General features: G+C 63.5%; 24 protein-coding genes. 6 read left to right on the top strand and 18 right to left on the bottom strand.

The window, feature by feature from the left end:
• Positions 1-19 precede the first annotated feature (19 nt).
• Positions 20-541: a MarR family winged helix-turn-helix transcriptional regulator gene (locus ACIPHN_RS19780; protein ID WP_400439019.1), complete on the top strand. Its 522-nt coding sequence runs from the start codon at positions 20-22 to the stop codon at positions 539-541.
• A gap of 69 nt (positions 542-610) precedes the next feature.
• Here ACIPHN_RS19780 and pip read toward each other — a convergent pair whose 3' ends face one another.
• Together pip and ACIPHN_RS19770 are read right to left on the bottom strand one after the other, a co-directional pair.
• Entirely contained in the window at positions 611-1,588 is a 978-nt protein-coding gene (pip, locus tag ACIPHN_RS19775; RefSeq protein WP_400439017.1) for a prolyl aminopeptidase, read from the bottom strand.
• Between the two features lie 77 nt (positions 1,589-1,665).
• Positions 1,666-2,127, bottom strand: coding sequence for an Lrp/AsnC family transcriptional regulator (locus ACIPHN_RS19770; protein WP_008330522.1), 462 nt, complete (start codon positions 2,125-2,127; stop codon positions 1,666-1,668).
• Positions 2,128-2,314: 187 nt separating this feature from the next.
• Here ACIPHN_RS19770 and ACIPHN_RS19765 point away from each other — a divergent pair, with 187 nt between their 5' ends.
• The 4 genes from ACIPHN_RS19765 to fnr all read left to right on the top strand — a co-directional run bounded on the left by ACIPHN_RS19765 (position 2,315) and on the right by fnr (position 6,650).
• Positions 2,315-3,382, top strand: coding sequence for a 1-aminocyclopropane-1-carboxylate deaminase (locus ACIPHN_RS19765; RefSeq protein WP_400439011.1), 1,068 nt, complete (start codon positions 2,315-2,317; stop codon positions 3,380-3,382).
• A 160-nt stretch (positions 3,383-3,542) separates the two neighbouring features.
• Positions 3,543-4,166, top strand: coding sequence for an OmpW family protein (locus ACIPHN_RS19760; RefSeq protein WP_400439008.1), 624 nt, complete (start codon positions 3,543-3,545; stop codon positions 4,164-4,166).
• Between the two features lie 243 nt (positions 4,167-4,409).
• Positions 4,410-5,480 carry a fatty acid desaturase gene (locus ACIPHN_RS19755; protein ID WP_400439164.1) on the top strand — a complete coding sequence of 357 codons (1,071 nt, stop codon included), beginning with the start codon at positions 4,410-4,412 and terminating at the stop codon, positions 5,478-5,480.
• Positions 5,481-5,804: 324 nt separating this feature from the next.
• The gene (gene fnr / locus ACIPHN_RS19750; protein WP_400439005.1) at positions 5,805-6,650 is read left to right on the top strand and encodes a fumarate/nitrate reduction transcriptional regulator Fnr; all 846 of its coding nucleotides are present in this window, start codon (positions 5,805-5,807) and stop codon (positions 6,648-6,650) included.
• 72 nt (positions 6,651-6,722) lie between these two features.
• Here fnr and ACIPHN_RS19745 read toward each other — a convergent pair whose 3' ends face one another.
• From ACIPHN_RS19745 to hemN, 11 genes are all read right to left on the bottom strand, one after another.
• Positions 6,723-6,974, bottom strand: a complete 252-nt coding sequence (locus tag ACIPHN_RS19745; RefSeq protein WP_400439002.1) for a hypothetical protein — start codon at positions 6,972-6,974, stop codon at positions 6,723-6,725.
• A gap of 71 nt (positions 6,975-7,045) precedes the next feature.
• Complete coding sequence (locus tag ACIPHN_RS19740; protein WP_400438999.1) at positions 7,046-7,591, bottom strand: FixH family protein; 546 nt, start codon at positions 7,589-7,591, stop codon at positions 7,046-7,048.
• A 32-nt stretch (positions 7,592-7,623) separates the two neighbouring features.
• A complete protein-coding gene (ccoG, locus tag ACIPHN_RS19735) occupies positions 7,624-9,087 on the bottom strand; it encodes a cytochrome c oxidase accessory protein CcoG (protein WP_400438996.1) in 1,464 nt (487 codons plus the stop codon).
• Between the two features lie 132 nt (positions 9,088-9,219).
• A complete protein-coding gene (gene ccoP / locus ACIPHN_RS19730; RefSeq protein ID WP_400438993.1) occupies positions 9,220-10,152 on the bottom strand; it encodes a cytochrome-c oxidase, cbb3-type subunit III in 933 nt (310 codons plus the stop codon).
• Positions 10,145-10,339 carry a cbb3-type cytochrome oxidase subunit 3 gene (locus ACIPHN_RS19725; RefSeq protein WP_400438990.1) on the bottom strand — a complete coding sequence of 65 codons (195 nt, stop codon included), beginning with the start codon at positions 10,337-10,339 and terminating at the stop codon, positions 10,145-10,147. Before ACIPHN_RS19725 ends, ccoP begins: the two co-directional genes overlap by 8 nt.
• A 4-nt stretch (positions 10,340-10,343) precedes the next feature.
• Positions 10,344-10,958, bottom strand: a complete 615-nt coding sequence (gene ccoO, locus ACIPHN_RS19720) for a cytochrome-c oxidase, cbb3-type subunit II (RefSeq protein WP_400438988.1) — start codon at positions 10,956-10,958, stop codon at positions 10,344-10,346.
• Between the two features lie 12 nt (positions 10,959-10,970).
• Positions 10,971-12,398 (bottom strand): cytochrome-c oxidase, cbb3-type subunit I, encoded by a 1,428-nt coding sequence (gene ccoN, locus ACIPHN_RS19715; RefSeq protein WP_400438986.1) that lies wholly within the window; start codon positions 12,396-12,398, stop codon positions 10,971-10,973.
• 194 nt (positions 12,399-12,592) lie between these two features.
• Positions 12,593-12,769 carry a cbb3-type cytochrome oxidase assembly protein CcoS gene (ccoS, locus tag ACIPHN_RS19710; RefSeq protein ID WP_400438984.1) on the bottom strand — a complete coding sequence of 59 codons (177 nt, stop codon included), beginning with the start codon at positions 12,767-12,769 and terminating at the stop codon, positions 12,593-12,595.
• Positions 12,769-15,291, bottom strand: coding sequence for a heavy metal translocating P-type ATPase (locus ACIPHN_RS19705; RefSeq protein ID WP_400438982.1), 2,523 nt, complete (start codon positions 15,289-15,291; stop codon positions 12,769-12,771). The genes ccoS and ACIPHN_RS19705 overlap by 1 nt, the downstream gene beginning before the upstream one ends.
• Before the next feature lie 2 nt (positions 15,292-15,293).
• Positions 15,294-16,151: a sulfite exporter TauE/SafE family protein gene (locus ACIPHN_RS19700; protein WP_400438980.1), complete on the bottom strand. Its 858-nt coding sequence runs from the start codon at positions 16,149-16,151 to the stop codon at positions 15,294-15,296.
• An 11-nt stretch (positions 16,152-16,162) separates the two neighbouring features.
• Complete coding sequence (gene hemN / locus ACIPHN_RS19695) at positions 16,163-17,614, bottom strand: oxygen-independent coproporphyrinogen III oxidase (RefSeq protein ID WP_400438977.1); 1,452 nt, start codon at positions 17,612-17,614, stop codon at positions 16,163-16,165.
• A gap of 279 nt (positions 17,615-17,893) precedes the next feature.
• Between hemN and ACIPHN_RS19690 the strand changes: the two genes are divergently transcribed.
• On the top strand, positions 17,894-18,838 hold the full coding sequence (locus tag ACIPHN_RS19690; protein WP_400438974.1) for an SMP-30/gluconolactonase/LRE family protein: 945 nt from the start codon (positions 17,894-17,896) through the stop codon (positions 18,836-18,838).
• A 15-nt stretch (positions 18,839-18,853) separates the two neighbouring features.
• Here ACIPHN_RS19690 and gltK read toward each other — a convergent pair whose 3' ends face one another.
• Genes gltK through ACIPHN_RS19665 form a run of 5 tightly spaced genes read right to left on the bottom strand, consistent with a single transcriptional unit; the run spans position 18,854 to position 23,184 of the window.
• Positions 18,854-19,537: a glutamate/aspartate ABC transporter permease GltK gene (gltK, locus tag ACIPHN_RS19685; protein ID WP_400438971.1), complete on the bottom strand. Its 684-nt coding sequence runs from the start codon at positions 19,535-19,537 to the stop codon at positions 18,854-18,856.
• 9 nt (positions 19,538-19,546) lie between these two features.
• On the bottom strand, positions 19,547-20,272 hold the full coding sequence (locus ACIPHN_RS19680) for an amino acid ABC transporter permease (protein WP_400438969.1): 726 nt from the start codon (positions 20,270-20,272) through the stop codon (positions 19,547-19,549).
• Between the two features lie 19 nt (positions 20,273-20,291).
• Positions 20,292-20,873 (bottom strand): carboxymuconolactone decarboxylase family protein, encoded by a 582-nt coding sequence (locus tag ACIPHN_RS19675; protein ID WP_400438966.1) that lies wholly within the window; start codon positions 20,871-20,873, stop codon positions 20,292-20,294.
• A 33-nt stretch (positions 20,874-20,906) separates the two neighbouring features.
• Positions 20,907-21,824 (bottom strand): transporter substrate-binding domain-containing protein, encoded by a 918-nt coding sequence (locus ACIPHN_RS19670; RefSeq protein ID WP_400438964.1) that lies wholly within the window; start codon positions 21,822-21,824, stop codon positions 20,907-20,909.
• A 37-nt stretch (positions 21,825-21,861) separates the two neighbouring features.
• On the bottom strand, positions 21,862-23,184 hold the full coding sequence (locus ACIPHN_RS19665) for an aspartate aminotransferase family protein (protein WP_400438961.1): 1,323 nt from the start codon (positions 23,182-23,184) through the stop codon (positions 21,862-21,864).
• Positions 23,185-23,396 lie beyond the last annotated feature (212 nt).

Raw genomic sequence — 23,396 nt, 5'->3', positions numbered from 1 at the left:
TATGGTATCTGAAAAAAACATGTCTACAGGCTTTACACACGATCACACCCAGGCCGCCGAGGCCTTGCGCGACTTCTACCTGCGCTCGCACCGGGCGCTGGACAAGCTCATGAGCGCGGAAGGCTCGTCGCTGGCGCGCACCAAGATCCTGGGTCATATCGAACGCAACAGTCCGGTCCGCTCGACCGACCTGGCCGCCGCGTTCGGCTTTGCACCGCGCACCATCACCGAAGCGGTGGATGCGCTGGAGCGCGACGGTCTGGTGGTGCGCAGCAGCGACAGCGGTGACCGACGCGTCAAGCACATCGCTTTGACCGCGCTGGGCAAGGAAGTGCTGCGCTCGACGGAGCCGCTGCGCAATAGCTTCATCGAAGGCCTGTTCTCGGCCATCACGACGGAGGAAACCCAGGTGCTGGCGCAGGTGCTGGGCAAGCTCAACGGCCGCCTGGCCGAGCTGGAGCAGGTCTATTCGGAATCGGCGCCGACGGCAGCCAGTGAACTAACGGGGAAGCGGGGACGCAAGAAGGCAAGCACGGGCTGATGCGCCCGTGATGTTGCCATGATCTTCGCCAGCGTCGCGCGAACGCTGGCGAACCGGAACAGCAGGGACTCAGCGATCGGCGAAGCGATCGGTAGCCGCGATCAGTTGATCGAGGATGCCGGGCTCGTTGTAGGCGTGGCCGGCGCTGTTGATGAGATGCAGTTCCGAACCTGGCCAGGCCTGGTGCAGATCCCACGCTGATTTGGCCGGCGTGGCCAGGTCGTAGCGCCCCTGCACGATCACGCCGGGGATGCCTTCCAGGCGAGCGGCATTGGCCAGCAGCTGGCCCTCTTCCATGAAACCCTTGTGATAGAAGTAGTGGTTCTCGATGCGCGCGAAGGCCAGCGCGAATTGCGCGTCGTTGAAGGAATCGATCAGGCGCTCGTCGGCCACCAGGGTGATGGTGCTGGCCTCCCAGCGACTCCAGGCACGCGCGGCCTGCAGCTTGGCCGCCTCGTCCTCGCCGGTGAGGCGCTTGCGATAGGCATGCACCAGATTGCCACGTTCGGCCACGGGGATGGGGGCGAGGAACTCATCCCAGCGATCCGGCGCCATCCACGAGGCGCCCTCCTGGTAGTACCAATCCAGCTCGGCCTGGCGCAGCAGGAAGATGCCGCGCAAGACCAGTTCGGTCACGCGCTGCGGATGCGTCTGCGCATAGGCCAGCGCCAGCGTGCTGCCCCACGAACCACCGAAGACCTGCCAGCGCGCGATGCCCAGCTTCTCACGCAGCCGTTCGATATCGGCCACCAGGTCCCAGGTACTGTTGGCATCGAGGTTGGCATGCGGCAGCGAACGACCGCAACCGCGCTGGTCGAACAGCACGATGCGATATTTTTCGGGATTGAACAGCCGCCGGTGCGACGGACCACAACCGCCGCCAGGGCCGCCGTGCAGGAACACCACCGGCTTGCCCTGCGGATTGCCGCACACTTCCCAATACACGCTGTGCCCGTCGCCGACATCCAGCAAGCCGTGATCGTAAGGCTCGATGGGGGGATAGAAACTACGCAGCGCAGCGCCGGTATCAGGTGCGGTAGAGGTCATCAGCAGATCCTTGAGGAGGAAAAAATAAAAGGCAGTGTTGGCAGTATAGAGCCTGGATCAAGATCCTTCATTGTCCCTCACTCGACCACGAGTTCGGGATTGTTCTTCACCTCATTGAGAACGAAGAAGGAGCGCAACTGGCGCACGCCCGGCAGGCGCAGCAGCGTATTGGCATGCAGCCGGTTGAAGGCCTGCAGGTCCTTCACACGCAGCTTGATCCAGTAGTCGAACTCGCCGGCCAGCAGCAGGCACTCCTGCACGGCGGCGATCTCGCGCACCGCCTTTTCGAATTCGGCAAAACTCTCCGGCGTGGAGCGGTCCAGCACCACGCCCACCGTCACCAATACCGGCAGGCCCAGTTTCTCGGGATCGAGGATGGCGCGTACCTCCTTCACATAGCCCTCGTCCATGAGGCGTTTGGTGTGGTTCCAGCAGGCCGTGGCGCTCATGCCCAGCTTCTTGGCCAGCTCGGCATTGCCGATGCGGCCATCCTTCTGCAGCGCCTTGAGGATGCGCTTGTCCATGCGATCGAGGGTCATGATGATTATTCCGATAATTCAATAATTAGTAGAACATCCTAAACATCAATTTGATATTGATGATTTATTGATCCTGATAATGCCATAAATTCGGAAGCACGATTTTAATGGCCAGGCGTAAAGTTGATCCCGGCGATTCGATGTGAATCGGACCATTTTCGACAATCCACCTGAACCGGAGCATCCCATGCTGGCACTCGACAAACTCTTCCCGCGCAAGACGCTGGGCTTCTTCCCCTCCCCCATCCACAAGCTGGAGCGCCTGTCGGCCATGCTGGGCGTGGAGGTCTGGGCCAAGCGCGACGACGTCTCCTCGGGCCTGGCCTTCGGTGGCAACAAGATCCGCAAGCTGGAATGGCTGGTGGCCGACGCGCTGGCCAAGGGCTGCGATACGCTGGTCTCGATCGGCAACATCCAGTCCAACCATACGCGCCAGGTGTGCGCCGCAGCGGCTGCCGTGGGCATGAAGTCCTATACCGTGCAGGAAACCTGGCTGGAATGGGATGACCCGGTCTACGACAAGGTCGGCAACATCCTGCTGACCCGCATCATGGGCGGCAATCCCATCATGGGCGGCTACGGTTACTCCACCACCGAGAAGGACACCTGGGCCCGCGCACTGGAAGAAGTGCGCGCCAAGGGCGGCAAGCCCTACCCGATTCCGGCCGGTGCCTCCGACCACCCGCTGGGCGGCCTGGGCTATGCCAACTTCGCCGATGAAGTGGCGATGCAGGAACAGCAGCTGGGCATCTTCTTCGACAACATCGTGGTGGCGACCTGTACCGGTTCCACCCAGGCCGGCATGGTGGTCGGTTTTGCTGCGCAGGAGAAGCGCCGCCGCGTCATCGGCATCGATACCGCCGACGATGAAGCCATGACCCGCCGCGCCGTCACCAAGATCGCCAACGACACCTGCGAACTGATCGCCTCCAAGGGTGGCCAGCGCGTGGTAGTGCGCGACGCCGACATCGAGATCATCCCCGACTACAGCGGCCCGGCCTATGGCCTGCCGAGCGAACAGACCATCGCCGCCATCCGCACCGCCGCCGAGATGGAAGCCATGCTGACCGATCCTGTCTACGAAGGGAAATCCATCGACGGCCTCATCGACATGGCCAAGAAGGGCCACTTCAAGGGTCAGCGCGTGCTGTACGCCCACCTGGGTGGCGCACCGGCCCTGAACGCCTACTACAAGGCCTTCGAAGATCCGGAAAACCTGACCAAGCTGGCCCGCGAAGCCCGCTACAAGGAATGATGCATATTCCCTAGTCGCCCGCAAAACCAAGCCCGGCCTGCCTGTGCAGACCGGGCTTGTGTCCTTTGCGGCGCATGCAACATCGCGCTTGATCGGCATCAAAGCCCGTCGGCGCGTTCACGCGTACCTTTCGTGCATCCTCACTCGACAGGTAAAAACCGTGAAAAAAATCGTCACCATCACCGCCGCTGTGGCGGCCTTCGCTTCGTCCTTCGCTGCTCCCGTGTTCGCACAGGAAGCCCAGAGCCCGTGGCTGGTGCGCGTGCGCGCCGTCAGCCTGAACCCGGACAACAAGTCCGACCAGATCAATGGCAACGGCGCATCGGATCGCCTGACGATCAACTCGAAGATCATCCCCGAATTCGACATCAGCTACTTCTTCACCCCGAACATCTCGACCGAGCTGATCCTGACCTATCCGCAAAAGCAGGACGTGCGCCTGGACGGCAACACCATCGGCAGCTTCAAGCACCTGCCGCCGACCCTGACGCTGCAATACCACTTCATGCCTGAAGCCGCCTTCAGCCCCTACGTTGGTGCCGGTATCAACTACACCCGCATCTCCAGCGTGAACCTGCCCAACGGCATGCAGCTCAACAGCAGCAGCGTCGGTGCTGCCCTGCAGTTCGGCGCCGACTACAAGATCGACAAGAACTGGCTGATCAACTTCGACGTCAAGAAGGTCCAGATCTCCAGCGATGTCTTGGCTGCCAATGGCAGCAAGGTCAGCAACGTCCGGATCGATCCGTGGCTGATCGGTGTTGGCGTGGGCTACCGCTTCTAAGGTATCCTAGCCGCACCCAAACGGCGCGATCCGTCATCCCTGATGACTGGTCGCGTTGTCTTTTGGGATCAGCGCAAGCGCCCCAGCCCGTTGCCCCGCCATCCGCCCCCGGCCATCTGATGCGCTCGCTGGAGCAGTCATATGCGGCATGCTCCCCCGTCCACCGTTCCACAGTATGAAGAGGTAAATTCGATGTCCTCGACTTCGCATACCAGCAATACACCGGTCGCCCCTGGCGCCCCGATGCCCCACCGCAAGGTAATACGTTCCTGGGTCATTCCCATCAGCCAGCGCAACACCGCCATCGCCCTGCTGCTCTCGGCCATCGACTTCGGCCTGTTCGGCGCCAGCCTCGCCGCCATCGTCTGGGCGCCCTGGCTGCTGGCCAAGATCGTGCTCGGCGTGGTCAATGGCTTCGTCATCGGCCGCCTGTTCATCCTCGGCCACGACGCCTGTCACCAGGCCTTCACGCCCAACCGCAAGCTCAATACCTGGCTGGGCCGCATGCTGTTCATGCCTTCGCTCACGCCCTACAGCCTGTGGGCCGTCGGTCACAATGTGGTGCATCACGGCTATACCAACCTGAAGGGTTTTGATTTCGTCTGGCAACCGCGCTCGCTGGAAGAATTCCAGGCCCTGCCGCGCTGGCGTCGCCAGGTAGAGCGTCTCTACCGCAGCGGCTTCGGACCCGGTCTGTACTACATGATCGACATGTGGTGGAAGCGCATGTACTTCCCCTCGAAGAAGCAGATGCCGACCCGTCGCGCCGAATTCATGTGGGATGGCGCCCTGGTGACCGCCGTGGCAGCCGTCTGGATCGGTGGCCTGGCCTGGGCCGCGCAAGCCACCGGACAATCGTTCTGGACCCTGCTGGCGACCGGCTTCATCCTGCCCATCCTGTTCTGGAAGGCCATGATCGGCTTCGTCGTGTATGTCCACCATACCCACACTTCGGTGGCCTGGTATGAAGACAAGATCACCTGGGCGGCAGCACAACCCTTCGTCTCTACCACGGTGCACCTGACCTTCAGCCGCGGCTGGGGTGCCCTGCTGCATCACATCATGGAGCACACCGCACACCACGTGGACATGAGCGTGCCGCTGTATCGCCTCAAGCAGGCCCAGAAGAAACTGGAAACCATGCTGCCCGGCCGCATCGTGATCCAGCGCTTCTCCTGGCGCTGGTACTTCGACACCGCACGCCGCTGCAAGCTGTATGACTTCAAGCGCCTGTGCTGGACCGACTATCGTGGTCGCCCCACCAGCACGCCGCTGCCACTGCCTGAAGTCAGCCGTGCCACGGCCGAAGCCTGACCCGGATCAGAATCACCAGGCTGCAAACCTCTGAAGGTTCAACAATAAGACGGTCGCATGGAAGGGCAATCGCGGGTCCCCGGTAAACCCCGCGATACCGCCCACTTTCCCCCATCAAGGCCGCTCCCCTACCCCTTCCTCACACTTCCTCAGCCGGCTGTTGCCGTGCAACACAACTGCGGTGCGGGTGATCGCGATTTACTTTCCCGATGTTTGATCTGAGACAAGAAATGCCGTCTGTTTCAGGAATATCGTGCCTCGTATTCCGTTGTGCAGACTTAAAATCGAGCCATTCGATTGCAACATGTCTGCCGGGAACTTCGTATGAACCAGCCTTGCCACTCCTCGTCTCCTGCCACGCCGACCAACGGCGCCGCCGCCTTGCCTCATTGCGCCTCCCTGACCGCCGCCCGTGAAGCGGCGGCCAGCTCCGCGCTGCGCAGCTGCACCGCCTGCGGCATGCACCAGTTGTGCCTGCCCATGGGGCTGGACGAATCCGACATGAAACGCCTGGACAAGATCATCGGCCGCCGCAAGGTGGCGCGTGACGACTTCCTGTACCGCATCGGCGATCGCTTCACGGCGCTCTATGCGGTGCGTGTGGGCCACTTCAAGACCTACCAGGAAAACCTCGACGGTGACCGCCAGATCACCGGCTTCCAGATGCCTGGCGAACTGCTGGGCATGGATGCCATCAGCACAGAGCATCATCAGTGCGATGCCGTCGCCCTGCAGGACAGCGAAGTCTGCGAAATCCCGTTTGCCCGCCTGGAACAATTGTTCGGCCAGATCCCGCACCTGCTGCGCCACTTCCACCGCATCATGAGCCATGAGATCACCAGCGAACAGAACGTCATCATGTTGCTGGGGAATATGCGCGCTGAACAGCGCTTCGCCGCATTCCTGGTGAACCTGTCCTCGCGCTATGCGGCACGTGGCTATTCGTCGACCCGCTTCCAGTTGCGCATGACGCGCCAGGATGTGGGCAACTACCTGGGCCTGACCATCGAAAGCATCAGCCGCCTGATCTCCAAGTTCCGCAAGCAGGGCTTGCTGGCCGTGGAGCAGCGCGATGTGGAAGTGGTGGACCTGCCGGCCCTCAAGCGCCTGGCCGCCGGCGTCGAAGCCAGCAGCGTCAGCGCACCGGCAACGGCACGCAGCGCCAGCTGACCTCACCGGCCCCCATGCGGGGCCTGCCACGCCGGGATCCCTGCGTGGCGATCCCCAGGCGAAGCGATCCCGTTACGCGAAATGACGCAGCTGCTCCTTGGGCAGCGCCCGTGTCAGCCGTACGGCCAGCAGGCCGCAGACGGAAAAGCTTCCCCAGAAACAGAAGAATCCGATGGTATAGGCACCCAGTGCCTGCCATTCATGACCGGTGGCCAGTGCCAGGTCGTCAGGATTGAATACGGAAAAAAACACGCCTTCGGCCGCGATGGCCATGAGGAACGCCATCCAGATGACGATGGCGATATTGCGTTGCTGTCTACGCATTGCTGTCTCCTTCACGTTATTCATCCGTGGACTGCCGGTCTTTGAGCCGGCTTCGGTCTCAGCTTAGCGCATTATTCAGCCGGTGCGTAGGCCTCGGCATTCATTTCGATGCTGCGCTGTTGCGGCCATGCCCATCCACCGTGCAGGCGCCAGGCGTGGCTGCCATCCTCGGCCACCAGGCGCCAGCGCGCCTGTTCCATTTCTTCCATCGGCAGCGAGAAGCTGCCATCGGCCGCCGGACGCACGACCAGGGTACGATCCTTGGAGGGCTGGGTCGGGTGCACCAGGTTCAGGATCAGGGTGCGGCCTTCCTCGCCGGCCGGTGCCGTTTCCTTCATGAACAGGCGGCCCTGCAGGGTGCTAGAGGCCGGATCGTATTTCATGTCGATGGCCGCGCCCAGGCGCTGGGCTTCATGATCGCGTCGCAGGTCCTTGTTGATGGCCTTGCCCTGCTTGTAGTAGTCATCGGCGACCAGGGCATCGGCCCGCGAGAAGGCCAGCCACACCGTGAACAGGCCGGCCACCACCACCACGGCCGGACCGGACATCAGGAGCCAAGGCCAGCGATGGCGGTACCAGGGGATGGTCGATGGATGCTTGGGGGACATGGCTTGCATGATTTCCTCTCTGTGTAGACGTTTCAATTCGATCAGGGACGTGGCACCAGGAACACTGCCTTCTCGCTCACATGCAATGCGGCGTTGTCCTCTGCCTGCAATTCGATGTGAATCTTGTTGGAGCCGGGTTCGCCCACGCCATGCGGCACACGCACCCGGATCGGCACCGACTGCGTCAGCGTCGCCGCCACATCGACCGGGCCGGCCGGATCCACGCTGATGCCGGCCAGTCCGGTGGCCGTGATGCGATAGCGATGGCCATGCTCGTCGGTGTTGATGATCTGCAGGCGATAGACGTTCTCGATGATGCCATCCTCGACCTCGCGTCCCATGGAACCGCGATCACGGATCACATCCAGCTTCAGCGGCGTGCGCACCAGCAGGGAGCCGGCGAACAGGGCAATGACCGCACCCAGGATGGTGCTGTAAATAAGGATGCGCGGACGGAACAGGCGACGCCGGATACCGGCCGTCGAGAAGCCCTGCTCCAGCGCATTCTCGGTCGAGTAGCGGATCAGCCCGCGCGGGCGCTTGATCTTGTCCATGACGCTGTCGCAGGCATCCACGCAGGCCGCGCAACCGATGCACATGTATTGCAGGCCCTGGCGGATATCGATGCCGGTGGGACAGACCTGCACGCACATCGTGCAATCGATGCAATCGCCGGCACGGGCGCCGCCTTCGAGCTTGGCAGCCTTGGCCGCCGGCATGCGTGGCTCGCCACGGGCGCCGTCATAGGTGATGACCAGGGAGTCGCGGTCGAACATGGCGCTCTGGAAGCGGGCGTACGGACACATGTACTTGCAGACCTGTTCGCGCATCCAGCCAGCGTTGCCATAGGTGGCAAAACCGTAGAAGACGATCCAGAACATTTCCCAGGGACCGAGGGCGAAGCTGCCGACGTCCGGCAGCAACTCGCGGATCGGCGAGAAATAGCCGACGAAGCTGATGCCCGTCCACAGTGCCACGACACCCCATGCCAGGTGCTTGGCGGTCTTGCGCCAGGCCTTGTCGAACGATAGCGGCTGGCGATCCAGGCGCATGCGGGCGCTGCGATTGCCCTCGATGCGCCGCTCGATCCACATGAAGATCTCGGTATAGACCGTCTGCGGGCAGGCATAGCCACACCAGACCCGCCCGGCAATGGCCGTAAACAAAAACAGGCTGAAGGCGCAGATGATCAACAGCGCCGCCAGCCAGATGAAGTCCTGCGGCCAGAGGACCAGGCCGAACAGGTAGAACTTGCGGGATGCCAGGTCAAAGAGCACGGCCTGGCGACCGTTCCAGTCTATCCACGGCAGACCGTAGAAAACCAGCTGGGTCAGAAAGACACAAAGCCAGCGCAAGCTGGCAAAGCGTCCCTGGATTTCGCGCGGATAGATCTGCTCGCGCGCCGCATACATGCGGATGACTGCATAGTCGTCCTGCGTGCCGCCGCTGGTGGGTGGCGGATCCGCTTCCTGTTGCTGCTTCGGTGTCTTGACTACCTTGTCCATGCTCGTTCCTGCCCTGCCGTCGTTGTCTTGCGTCTTGCCTGTGGTACGCAGCGACGCGCTTTACTGTCACCGCCGGGAACCGCGCAGGTCTACGCCTGCTTCGGTCCCCGGCGGACCGGTCCTGCAAATTGCTTACTTGGCCGCAGCGTTGCTGGGCATGTTGGAGAGACTCCAGATGTAGGCTGCCAGCACATGCACCTTGGGCTCGCCGAGGAACTCACCGAACGCGGGCATGGTGTTGTTGCGGCCCTTGTTGATGGTTTCCTTGATGGTGTCGATGCTGCCGCCATACAGCCAGATCTTGTCCGACAGGTTGGGCGCGCCGATGGCCTGGTTACCCTTGCCGCCCGCGCCGTGGCAGGCCATGCAGACACCGAACTTGCTCTTGCCCAGCTCGGCCTTGATCGGGTCGTGGGCCGAATCGGACAGGCTCAGCACGTAGTTGGCGACGTTGTCGACATCCTTGTCGCTGCCCAGTGCGGCGCCCATCGGCGGCATCACGCCGTGACGGCCCTTCATGATGGTTTCCTTGATGATCTCAGGGGTACCGCCATGCAGCCAGTCGTCGTCGGTCAGATTGGGGAAGCCCTTGTTGCCGCGGGCGTCCGAACCGTGACACTGCGCGCAGTAGGTCAGGAACAGGCGTTCGCCAATGGCATGCGCCTTCGGATCGGCCGCCACCGCCTTGAGGTCCTGCTTCATGTAACCCTCGTAGAGGGGCATGTACTCGGCTTCGGCCTTTTTCACGTCGGCATCATGCTCGCTGGTGGAATGCCAGCCCAGCACGCCGGCGAAGTTGCCCAGGCCGGGATAGGCCACCAGGTAGCCGATCGAGAACACGATGGTGAGGTAGAACATCCACATCCACCAGCGTGGCAGCGGGTTGTTCAGCTCGGTCAGGTCTTCGTCCCAGACGTGGCCGGTGGTGGAACCCGCCACCGGCTGGTCGCCCTTCTTGACCTTCCAGTTGGACTGCTGCCACAGCAGCAGCGCGCAACCGGCGATACCCAGCACGGTCAGGACGATGATCCAGATATTCCAGAAGCCACTGGTGAAATCAGCCATGACGCACCTCCTTGTCGCTGCCTTGTGCCGCTGGCTGGCCGATATCGCCATCGGCGAACGGGATCATCTCGGCTTGCGAAAAGTCGGCTGGCTTGTGTCCCACGTAGGTCCACCAGAGGATGCCGGCAAAGGTGATGAAACTGATCAGGGTGATCAGGCTGCGTGGATCGGTGATGAATTCAATCATGGTCTTATCTCTCCGCCTTGATCAGCACGCCCAGGCCTTGCAGGTAGGCGATCAGCGCGTCCTGTTCGGTCTTGCCGGCCAGTTCGGCCGGGGCGTTCTTGATTTCTTCTTCGGTGTACGGATCGCCGATACGCTTCAGGGCACGCATGCGCGCGACGATGTCGTAGTTATCCAGCTTGTTCTGCTCCAGCCACGGGTAGTACGGCATGTTCGATTCCGGCACCACGTCACGCGGGTTGTGCAGGTGGGCACGGTGCCATTCATCGCTGTAGCGACCGCCTACGCGCGCCAGGTCAGGACCGATGCGCTTGGAACCCCATTGGAAGGGGTGGTCATAGACCGACTCGCCAGCGACCGAATAGTGGCCATAGCGTTCGGTCTCGGCGCGCAGCGGACGGATCATCTGCGAGTGGCAGTTGTAGCAACCCTCGCGGATGTAGATATCGCGTCCGGCCAGGCGCAGTGCCGAGTAGGGCTTCAGGCCCGCGATCGGTTCGGTGGTCGACTTCTGGAAGAACAGGGGCACGATTTCAGCCAGGCCACCGACGCTCACCACCAGCAACACCAGGGCAATCAGCAGCCAGGGGTTCTTCTCAATCCATTCATGCGAAAACTTCATCATTTCCCCCAATTAGTGCGCAGCGTTGGTCGCGGCGGGAATCGGTGCGACAGCCAGCGTGGTGCCGCGCATCGTGCGCCAGGTGTTGTAGGCCATCACCAGCATGCCGGACAGGTACATCAGGCCGCCCATCAGACGGATGACGTAGTACGGATAGGTGGCCTTGACGCTTTCTACGAAGGTGTAGGTCAGGGTGCCGTCGGAGTTGACCGCACGCCACATCAGGCCCTGCATCACGCCGGCGATCCACATGGAAGAGATGTAGAGGACGATGCCGATGGTGGCCACCCAGAAGTGGATCTCGATCAGGTCCTTGCTCCACATCTGGGTCTTGCCAGACAGACGCGGAATCAGGTAGTACATGGAACCCATGGTGATGAAGCCGACCCAGCCCAGGGCACCGGAGTGGACGTGACCAATGGTCCAGTCGGTGTAGTGGGAGAGCGAGTTGACGGTCTTGATGGCCATCATCGGACCTTCGAAGGTGGACATGCCGTAGAAGGACAGCGACACCACCAGGAACTTCAGGATGGGATCGGTACGCAGCTGGTGCCAGGCGCCCGACAGGGTCATCATGCCGTTGATCATGCCGCCCCAGGACGGTGCCAGCAGGATCAGCGAGAACACCATGCCCAGCGACTGGGTCCAGTCAGGCAGTGCAGTGTAGTGCAGGTGGTGCGGACCGGCCCACATGTAGGTGAAGATCAGTGCCCAGAAGTGCACGATCGACAGGCGATAGGAATAGACCGGACGGTTGACCTGCTTGGGAATGAAGTAGTACATCATGCCCAGGAAGCCGGCGGTCAGGAAGAAGCCCACCGCATTGTGGCCGTACCACCACTGGATCATCGCGTCCTGTGCGCCGCTGTACATGGAGTAGGACTTGGTCAGCGTGGCCGGCATGGTCATGCCGTTGACGATGTGCAGGATGGCCACGGCAATGATGAAGGCACCGTAGAACCAGTTGGCCACGTAGATGTGCTGCACCTTGCGTTTCATGAGCGTGCCGAAGAACACCACGGCATAGGCGACCCAGACGATGGCGATGAGGATGGTCAGCGGCCATTCCAGTTCGGCGTATTCCTTGCCGCGGGTCAGGCCCATGGGCAGCGTGATGGCTGCGCCGACGATCACCACCTGCCAACCCCAGAAGGTAAAGGCTGCCAGGAAGTCGGAGAACAGGCGTACCTGACAGGTACGCTGGACGACGTAATACGAGGTTGCCATCAGCGCACTGCCGCCGAAGGCGAAGATGACTGCATTGGTATGCAGCGGACGAAGTCGACCGAAGCTGATCCAGGGAATCCCCATATTCAGTTCTGGCCATGCAAGCTGGGCGGCGATGATGACGCCGACCAACATACCGACTACGCCCCACAGGATGGTCGCCACCGAGAACTGGCGCACAACCGTGTAGTTGTAGCTATTTTCTTTGCTCACGAAACTCTCCCCACATTGTTGAGTACTGGTCGACGTGAGCTTACGAGGCATGGCCTCCGTGGTCATTGACGTGTATCAATTAGGGGCGGACGCTTGAGAACAAAGACAAGGAAACAACACGATCCGGGGTAGTAGCGGCAGCACCAAACGGCCATCGCTGGCCGTTTCCATCGCGCTTTCCATGGGATCGACAGCTAGTCGCCTGAGACCGGATCCTTGCCTGCGGCAACACTGTCATCGTCATGCAGGATGCGCATGGCAGGACCTTCGAGATCGTCGAACTGACCGCCGTCGGACGCGCGGAAGAACACCCAGATCGCCACGAAGACCAGCAGTGTGCTCAGGGGAATGAGCAGGTAGAGCGCTTCCATCAGACACCTCCTGCCAGAGCGGTTTTCACCGAAGCCATCGCGGGCGCCCCCTCCTTCTCGCGCGATGCGCGACTCAGCCGCAGTGCATTGCCCACCACCAGCAGCGAGCTGAGCGACATGCCGACGGCCGACATCCAGGGATTGAGCAGGCCGAAAGCCGCCGCCGGGATTGCCACGATGTTATAGACCGTGGCCCACGCCAGGTTCTGCCGCACGATGCGCATGGTGCGCTGGGCCATGCGCGCGCAGCCGGCCACTGCCTGCAGGCGATCGCTCATGATCACCGCATCGGCACTGATCTGCGCCAGTGCCGCGCCCTTGCCCATGGCGAAGGAGACGTCACCGGCACGCAGCATGGCCGCATCGTTGATGCCATCGCCGACAATCGCCACCACCGCCCCGCCCTGCTGCAAGCCGTGTACGTAGTCCAGCTTGCGTTCTGGCGTACATCCGGCGATCACCTCGGTGATGCCAGTCTGGGCGGCCACCTCGGCGCAGACCTCGGGCTGGTCACCGCTCAACAGCACGGTGCGCAGGCCCAGCGCGCGGAAGGCGGCCACGGTGGCCACGGCATCCGGCCGCAAGGCATCGGCCAGGTCCATGCGCGCCAGCCAGCCATCGGCACTACCCAGGAAGACGGCACCGGCGCCTGTGACGGTGTCCTGGCGGAAGATCGAGGGCAGCGGCTGCCCGCACAGCTGGGCGACAAACTGCTTCGATCCGATGCGATGCACCACGCCATCGACCAGGCATTGCATGCCGGCACCGGTGACCGATTCCAGCTGCGTCACCTCGATGGCATGGACCTCGCGGCGCTCGGCCTCTTCCACCAGCGCCCTGGCCAGCGGATGCAGGCTGCCACGTTCCATGGCGGCGGCCAGGGCCAGCGCCCGATCTTGCGCACCGATGCTCCACAAGGCCACCAGTTGCGGACGCCCCTGGGTGAGCGTGCCGGTCTTGTCGAAGACGATAGTATCGGCGCGGCGCAGGGTTTCCAGCACATTGCCACGCACCACCAGCGTTCCCTCGCGCAACAGGCGGTCGGTTGCGGCCGCCAGGGCCGAGGGCGTAGCCAGCGACAGGGCGCAGGGGCAGGACACCACCAGCACGGCAATGGCGGTTTCCCAGGCCCGTGCGGGGTCGATCAGATGCCAGGCTAGGAAGGTGGCGGCGGCCAGCAGCAACAGCGCCACCACGAAACGCGAGGCCACGATATCGGCCCATTGCGCCAGCGCCGGCTTGCCCTGCCCGGCCTGCTCGGCCAGGCGGGTGATGGCGGCCAGCGTGCTTTCGCCGGTGGTACGCACGACCCGCAGCAGGACCGGTTGGCTGACATTGACGGCGCCACCGGGCGCCTGCTGGCCAGGCTGGAAGGATTGCGGCCGGCTCTCGCCCGACAGCAGGGCCAGGTCCAGCTCGGCATCGCCTTCGAGCAATTCGGCATCGGCCGCCACCGTATCGCCAGGGCGCGCCAGGATCACGTCTCCCACCTGCAGTTGCGCCGCCGCCACCAGGGTGGTGTCACGACGGGCCGGGTACCCCGGCACCAGCAGGGCAGAAGCCGGAAAGGCCTGTTGCATGCGCTCCAGCGCCGCTGCCGACTTGCGACGTGCGGCCGCCTCCAGGTAGCGGCTACCCAGCAACAGGAAGATGAACATGCTCACGCTGTCAAACCAGATCTCGCCTTCACCGCGCCAGGTGGCGACGGCGCTGGCGATGAAGGCGGCGGCGATGCCGATGGCGACCGGCAGGTCCATGCCCGGCGAGCGCGCACGCAATCCGGCCCAGGCACCGCTGAAGAACGGCAGGGCCGAATAGCACACGGCGGGAATGGTCAGGAACAGGCTGGCCCAGCGCATCAGCGCCATCATGTCGGGGTCAACGCCCTCGTGGGTCAGGTAGGCCGGCACCGCATACATCATCACTTGCATCATGGACAGCCCGGCGATGAACAATTGCCGGAACAGGCGGCGCGAGGCGCGCCGGGCCTGTTCGCCCTGGCGCAGCGGATCGAAGGGATAGGCGGTGTAGCCCAGGCCACGCAGTCCCTTGAGAATGACCGAGGTCGGACACAGGGCCGGATCGCGGCGGATATGCAAGCGTCCACTGGTCACGTTCATCTCGGCCAGCTGCATGCCCGGCAGGCGTGCCAGGTAACGCTCGATCAGCCACATGCAGGCCGAGCAGCGCAGGCCGTCGACCGACAACACCAGTTCTTCGGCGCCATCACGGGTGTCGGCAAGCTCGCGCCCACGTGACAGCTCGGCCAGCTCGGCCTGGTCGACCAGCGCCAGCTCCGGTGGCAGCAACTGTTCAGGGTCAACGCGTGCCGACGGCACGGTGCGACGCAGATAGAAGTCCTCGCAACCGCTCTCGACGATCAGTCGCGCGACGCTCTGGCAGCCGACACAGCACAGGTCGCGCTCAATACCACCGATGGCCAGGTGAAACACCTCGCCCGGCAATACCGGCTGGCCACAATGGAAACACGGGGTCCCCTCCCCGCTCCCTTCGCCATTCATGTCTAACCTCCATGGGCAGGACTGACGCAGAACACGTCGATCCAGCCGTGTGCAATACCCAGGCCGCCGAGTTCGGCGGCACGCAGCAATCCAAGCAGGCCAAAGGCCAGTACCACCAGACCGGCTGTGCGACGCACCAGCGGTCGCGCGGCCAGCTGGCGCAGACGCGCGCCCGACAGGCCGGCCGCCAGCAGCACCGGCAAGGTACCGGCGCCGAAGGCCAGCATGGTCAGCGCACCGGTACCAGCCGTTCCTGACATCAGGGCCGTCAGCAAGGCGCTGTAGACCATGCCGCATGGCAGCCATCCCCACAGGCTGCCCAGCAGCCATGCCCTGGCCGGCGTATCCACCGGCACAAGACGACCGGCCAGCGGGCGCAACATCGCCCACAGGCCGCTTCCCCATGTTTCCATGCGCGCCATGCCGTTCCACCATTGCATCAGGTACAGGCCCAGCAGCACCAGCACGATATTGGTCATGGCATAGGCCACCCGCTGTGCCGGCGCCAGCCAGCCCAGCACGTCGGCGCCACGCAGCAGTCCGGCGGCAACACCGCCGGCCAGGGCGCCGGCCAGGGCGTAGCTGGACAATCGCCCGGCGTTGTAGCACAGCACGCGCCCCAGATCCTGCGCGAAGGCATGGGCCCGGGCACTATTCTCGATGTGAATGGGAATGATGCGTTGCAGGCGCGAACCACCTTGCCGGCCCAGCGACGCCACGGACATGACCGGCACGGCATTGCGCGGCCTCGCCCCCGGCGCCGGCCCGGCCGAACTCAATGCGCCGACGATGCCGCCGCACATGCCGATGCAATGGACGCTACCCATCAGGCCCACCAGGAAGATCGGTAGCAGGTTCAACTCAGCCTCGCTCAGACCGTCTGCGAATACCGCTGCGGTGCATCCTTGTTCTCGCTGGCGGCCTTGTCGCGCTCCTGGTTCAGGTAGCGGTCGAAGACCATGCAGATGTTGCGGATCAGCAGGCGCCCCTTGGGCTCGACGGTGATCCACTCGGGCTCGATCTTGATGAGGCCGTCTTCTTCCAGCTGCTTGAGCTTGTCCATCTCGGCAGCGAAGTATTCGCGGAAGACGATGGGATAGGCGATCTCCAGCGAGTTGATCGACAGCTCGAAATTGCACATCAGGCGCTGGATGATCAGGCGACGCAACACGTCGTCCATGCCCAGCTGGATGCCACGGGCGATGGGCAGGGTGGCGTTTTCCAGGCGGGCGTAATAGCCGTCGAGGGTCTTCTCGTTCTGGCTGTAGCTGCCGCCCACGGCGCTGATGGCCGAGACGCCGCAGGCCACCAGGTCGGTTTCCGAATGGGTGGAATAGCCCTGGAAGTTGCGATGCAGGCGGCCCTGCTGCTGGGCCACGGCCAGGTCGTCGGTGGGCTTGGCAAAGTGATCCATGCCGATATAGACGTAGCCGGCCGCCGTCAGATGACGGATGCACAGCGACAGCATGTCCAGCTTGCTGTCGGCGCTGGGCAGGTCTTCTTCCTTGATCTGGCGCTGGGTCTTGAACAGCTGCGGCATGTGCGCGTAGTTGTAGACGGCGATGCGGTCGGGGCTGGCCGCCACCACCTTGGCCAGGGTGCGCGACATCGACATCACGTTCTGCTTGGGCAGGCCGTAGATCAGATCCACGCTCACCGAGCGGAAACCGGCATCGCGGGCGGCGCGGATGATCTCCAGGGTCTGCTCCTCGGACTGCACGCGGTTCACGGCCTGCTGGACCTCGGGATCGAAGTCCTGCACGCCCAGGCTGATGCGGTTGAAACCCTGTTCGCGCAGCTTGTGCACGCGCTGTACCGAGACGGTCCGCGGGTCGATCTCGATGGAGTATTCACCGACATGGTCGGGCGCCAGCGTGAAGCAGCGGCGGATGTGCTCCATCAGGTCGCCCATCTGCTCGTCCGACAGATAGGTCGGGGTGCCACCGCCGAAGTGCAGCTGCTCGACCTGGTTCATGCCGGAGAACAGCGAGCCCTGCATGCTGATCTCACGCTTGAGGTAACTCAGGTAGAGTGCCGCCTTGGAGCGGTTCTTGGTCACGATCTTGTTGCAGGCGCAGTAATAGCAGATGGTGTCGCAGAACGGGATATGCAGGTATAGCGACAAGGCGCGCCAGGCGCTCATGCTGCGACGGTCCGATACCGCATGCAGATAGTCGGTCACCGCGAAATCGCTGGTAAAGCGGTCTGCGGTCGGGTAGGACGTATAACGTGGACCACGCTGATCCATTTTGCGCAGCACGCTCTTGTTCATGCCGACGAGACTGGCGGATGGATGCAGGGTGGACGGATGGACGACTTGCATGCGATGCTCCTGGCCGGCCGCCACGCCGGACTGACGCGGCGCGCACATGCGCTGGGCCGCGAGCCCACCGGGCGAGCTGGTATTGGGTGGAGTTTGCAGGATAGCGGCTTCACCATCGGGCCGCCTTGATATGCGTCAAAAGTGGCGGTAGCTTGCGTCAGGCGTCCGATCCGCAGTGTGGCGACGCAACAAGGTATCATGCTCCCCAGCAAGCCCGTCGCCGCCAGGATGATAAGGTACCGGCAGCGCCCTAACGATGACCACGATCAAGGAGCCCCCATGAGCGCCACCCCGTCCATCCCAGCCCCGCCAGCCGCCTCCCCGCTGCTGACCATCGACCCGCGCTTTGCCGCCCTGGTGGTCCCCAGCACCCGCCTGGATTGCCTGCATACCGGCAGCCGCTGGACCGAGGGGCCGGTCTACCTGCCGGCCACCGATGAACTGGTCTGGAGCGACATCCCCAACAATCGCCTGCTGCGCTGGTCCGAAGGCGCGGGCAGCGGCGTGTTCCGCCAGCCCTCGGGTTTCAACAATGGCAACACCCTGGATCGCGAGGGCCGCATCGTCAGCTGCCTGCATGGCGCGCGCGCCGTGGTACGTACCGAACATGACGGCAGCCGCACCGTGCTGGCCTCGCACTGGCAGGGCAAGCGCCTGAACTCGCCCAATGACGTGGTGGTCAAGTCGGATGGTTCGATCTGGTTCACCGACCCGTCCTATGGCATCGACAGCGACTACGAAGGCTACAAGGCCGACAGCGAGATCGGCGGCTGCCATGTCTATCGCATCGACGCCCAGAGCGGCGAACTGGAACTGGTCAGCAGCGACTTCGAGCGCCCCAATGGCCTGGCCTTCTCGCCCGACGAAAGCCGGCTCTACATCGCCGACACCGGCCGCACCCATCGTGCCAACGGGCCGCACCACATCCGCGTCTTCGACGTGATCGATGGTCGCACGCTGTCCGGCGGAGCGGTCTTCGCCATTGTCACGCCGGGGCTGGCCGACGGTTTCCGTCTGGACGAGCACGGCAATGTCTGGACCAGCGCCGGCGACGGTGTGCACTGCTACGCCGCCGATGGCGCCCTGCTGGGCAAGATCCTGGTGCCGGAAGTGGTCTCCAATGTCTGCTTCGGCGGGCCGCGCCTGAATCGCCTCTTCATCACCGCGACCACCTCGCTGTATGCCATCTACCTGGCCGTCAACGGTGCGCGGCGCCCGGCCTGAACACTGTGCGGCGTCTCACCTGGCCACGCGCCGGCGATAACGCCGCACCATCAGCGACATGGAGAAACAGAGCACGAAATAGGTCGCACCAGCCACGAAGAGCAGTTCGATGATGCGACCGTTGCGCTCGCCGATGCTGTAGGCCCGGCCGAAGAAATCGGCCAGCGCGCTCACGTAGACCAGCGAGGTATCCTGGAACAGCACGATCCCCTGCGTGAGCAGCAGCGGCACCATGTTGCGAAACGCCTGCGGCAACACCACCATACCCATGGCCTGCGGATAGGTCAGCCCCAGCGCGTAGGCCGCCGCCATCTGGCCGCGCGAGACGCTGTTGATGCCGGCGCGGATGATCTCGGCATAGTAGGCCGCCTCGAAGAGCGCGAAGGCCACCAGCGCCGAGGTCATGCGCAGGTCGTTCGCCGGTGACAGGCCAAAGACCTTTTGCAGCAACTGCGGCACGATCAGGAAGAACCACAGCAACACCATCACCAGCGGGATCGACCGGAACAGGTTCACATAGCCCGCCGCGAACCAGCGCAGCGGCGCCTGCCGCGACAGTCGCATCATGGCCAGCAGCGTGCCCCAGACAATGCCGAAGACGATTGCCACCAGCGTGATCTTGAGCGACACCAGCATGCCCTCGCCCAGCACCCGGATGGCGGCCGGCGTGACCGCAGTGAAGTCGAATTCATAGGCCATGGGCATTCCTCATTTGCCGACCAGGCCGGGCAGGCTGGTCCTGTGTTCCAGCACGCGCATGAGACTCATGACGCTGATGTTGATGAGCATGTAGGCCAGCGTGACGGCAATGAAGGCTTCATAGGGTTGCGCCGTGTAGTCCACCAGCTGGCGTCCTTGCGCCGCCAGTTCCAGCAGGCCGATGGTGGAAGCCACCGCCGAATTCTTGAAGATGTTCAGGAACTCCGAGGTCAGGGGTGGCAGGACCACGCGCATGGCCATCGGTAGCAGGACATAGCGATAGGTCTGCGCCAGCGTCAGTCCCAGCGCCAGGCCGGCGCCGCGCTGGCCACGCGGCAGCGACTCGATGCCCGAGCGCACCTGCTCGCACACACGCGCCGCCGTGAACATGCCCAGGCACAACATGGCCATGAGGAATTGCTGCAGCATCGGCGGCAGGGCCTTGATGGTCTCGCCGCCCGGCAGCAATTCGGGCATGGCGAAATACCAGATGAAGATCTGCACCAGCAGGGGCACGTTACGGAACAACTCCACGTAGCAGGCTGCCAGCCCCGAGAGCCAGCGGTTGGGCAGCGTGCGCATGACGCCGAGCATCACGCCCAGCAGCAAGGCCAGCAGCCAGGCCGATAGCCCTAGCGCGATCGTCACGCCCAGTCCCGAGAGCAGCCAGTCCAGATAGGTCTGGCCGGCGCTGGGTGCCTGCAGGAATACCGACCATTGCCATTGGTATGCCATCGTTGTCTCCAGTACGCCCTCAGGGCGTGGGGGCAGGTTCAGCGAAGGGCAGATCGCCTTCGCCCTGCCCTTCGGCACGCATGCCGAAGGTATTCAAGGTCATCGCCACCAGGGCGTAATAGCCCAGCAGCCCCACCAGGTTGACCACCACCTGCAGGCCGAAGCGCGCGCAGGCAGCAGCATAGGTGCCATCGGAGACCCGCTTGTCGCGATACAGCTCACGGGCGAAGTCCCAGACGAGGCGCTCGTCCTGGTGCCGGAAATCCGGTTCCTCACCACGCCGGATCTGCTCGGCCACCTCCGGCGCCAGGCCGGCCTCGACCGCAATGGGCAGGTGAATATGCCACTCCGCCTGCGATTGCCAGGCCTGCGCCGTGGCCAGGATGGCCAGTTCCGACAGGTGCAGCGAGAGGCCCGTGTCATAGCGGCAGAAGGCCCCCAGCCGCTGCGCCAGCTCGCCCAGCGCCGGACTGTGGATCCAGGCCACGAAGGGACCATTGAGGTTCTTGCGCGGCCCGGCCAGGATGGCATCGAGCATGGCCGTCTGCGCGGGCGTCATCTGTTCACGCCCGATGACGGGCAGGCGGGTGGGTTGGCTCATGGGGATCTCCTGGTCAGCGGGATGCGGCGACGGTCAATCCATGGGCTTGTCGCTGGGTGTCGCGTACAGCTGGGTGACCGTCTCCGACATCGGGAAATTGAAACTCACGTTCTTGGGTGGAATCGGGAAGGTAAACCATTTCGCATACATCTTCCGGATCTCGCCGCTCTTCATCAGGCCCGTCAGGGTCTGGTCCACCAGCTGCTTGAACTGCGCATCGTCCTTGCGCACCATGAAGGCATAGGGTTCGGCACCGAAGGGGGTCCCGGTCAGGACCCAGTCATCGGGCTTCTGCGCGGTGGTGCGCGCACCGGCCAGCAGCACGTCATCCATCACGTAGGCCGCCACCCGTCCCGATTGCAGGATCAGGAAGGCTTCGCCGTAATCCTTGGCGCTCTGGATCTGCATGTTCATCTTGCGATGTTCGTTGAGGTTGCGCAGCAATTGCTCCGAGCTGGTACCGGCATTGGTCACCACGGCCTTGCCGGCCAGGTCGGGGAAGTCCTTGATACCGCTGTTGCGCCGGGTCAGGATGCGGCTGCTGGCCACGAAGAAGTTGGTGGCAAACGAGACCTGCTGCCAGCGGTTCTTCAGGTTGCTGGTCACGCCGCATTCCAGGTCGATGGTGCCGTTCTGCAGCAGGGGCGTACGGTTCTGCGAGGTCACCGGGACCATGCGCACCTCCAGCTTGGGCGCGCCGATCCTGGCCTTCACGGCATCGATGACCTTGTTGCACAGATCCTGCGAATAGCCGATCACCTGCTGGTTTTCATCGTAGTACGAAAACGGGATGGAACTGGTGCGATGGCCGATGGCGATCAGGTTGGCCTCCTTGATCTTTTGCAGCGTCGGGCCCAGCGCGGCATCGGCAGCACTGGCCGACGACGGCACAACGGACAACATCATGGACAGCAGCGCGGCCGGTGCGGCCAGCTTGACTAGGTGCTTCATCGTTGAACCCTCCTTGGAAAATGCGGAATCCCGTTGCTCAGGCCAGCGCCGCCGTGACGGCCTCGCCAAGCCGCTGCACGATCTCGCTGATATCGGCCGGCGTAGCAATGAAGGGCGGCGCCAGCAGGACGTGGTCACCCCGGCGGCCATCGATGGTGCCGCCCATCGGGTACACCAGCAGGCCGCGCTGCATGGCCTCGGACTTGATCCTGGCGTGCGTGCGCAGGGTCGGATCGAGCGGTGCCTTGCTGGCCCGATCAGCCACCAGCTCGACACCGACGAACAGACCACGGCCACGGATATCGCCCACGTTGGCATGCCCGGCGAACGCCTGGCGCAACTCGACGCGCAGTTGTTCGCCACGCTGGAGTACGTTCTCCAGCAGGTTTTCTTCCTGGATGGTCTTCTGCACCGCCACGGCGGCGGCGCAGGCAGTGGCGTGGCCAATGTAGGTGTGGCCGTGCTGGAAGAAGCCGGACCCCTGCAGCACCGCGTCGTAGATGCGGTCGCTGCACAGCATGGCGCCGATGGGCTGGTAGCCCGCGCCCAGGCCCTTGGCGATAGCCATGATGTCGGGCACGACGCCGTCTTCCTCGCAGGCGAACAGATAGCCGGTGCGGCCCATGCCGGACATGACCTCGTCCAGGATCAGCAGGACGCCGTACTTGTCGCACACCGCACGAATCTTGCGGAAGTAGTCCGCCACCGGCGGCACCGCCCCGGCCGTGGCACCGACCACGGTCTCGGCCACGAAGGCGGCGACCTGGTCCACGCCCAGTTCGATGATCTTCTGCTCCAGTTCGTCGGCCAGGCGTTGCACGTATTGGGCGTCGCTCTCACCGTCGGCGCGGTCGCGATAGGCATAGCACGGCGAGACGTGATGGGCCTCGATCAGCAAGGGCAGGAACATCTCGCGGCGCCAGGCATTGCCGCCGATGGCCAGTGCGCCCAGGGTGTTGCCGTGGTAGCTCTGGCGCCGGGCGATCACATGACGACGTTGCGGCTGCCCGACCTCGACGTGGTACTGGCGCGCCAGCTTCAGCGCGGCCTCCACCGCCTCGGAGCCGCCGGAGAGGAAATAGACATGATTGAGCGAACCCGGCGCGGCATCGGCCAGCATGGCCGCCAGTTCCTCGGCCGGTGCCGTGGTGAAGAAAGAGGTATGGGCATAGGCCAACTCGCCGACCTGGCGGCGAATGGCTTCCACCACGCGCGGATGCCCGTGCCCCAGGCAAGAGACGGCCGCACCACCGGAGGCATCGAGATAGCGCTTGCCCTGCTGGTCGATGAGCACCATGCCCTCCCCGGCCACGGCCATGGGGAGCTTGCTGCGAGGATTGCGATGAAACACTTGGGTCATGAGAGGGTCCTTCCATTGCACACACGGAACGTGCGCAAAATTCGTTGCGCATTCACTATGTGGCGCAATATAGATGAACATCACCCACTATGCAACATATGTTGCACATAAATTTAATAATGATTTTTTTGGTGCAGTTGCAGCATGAATGTGGTGCAGGGCCAGGGCAGCGGGCACGCCAATGGCGCATCGTCGGCACTATCGCCGTGCAA

The sequence above is a fragment of the Herbaspirillum sp. NPDC087042 genome, from assembly GCF_044745245.1.
GTDB lineage: Bacteria > Pseudomonadota > Gammaproteobacteria > Burkholderiales > Burkholderiaceae_D > Herbaspirillum.
Note: the sequence above shows the minus strand (reverse complement) of the source record. Positions and strands in the feature narration are given on the sequence as shown.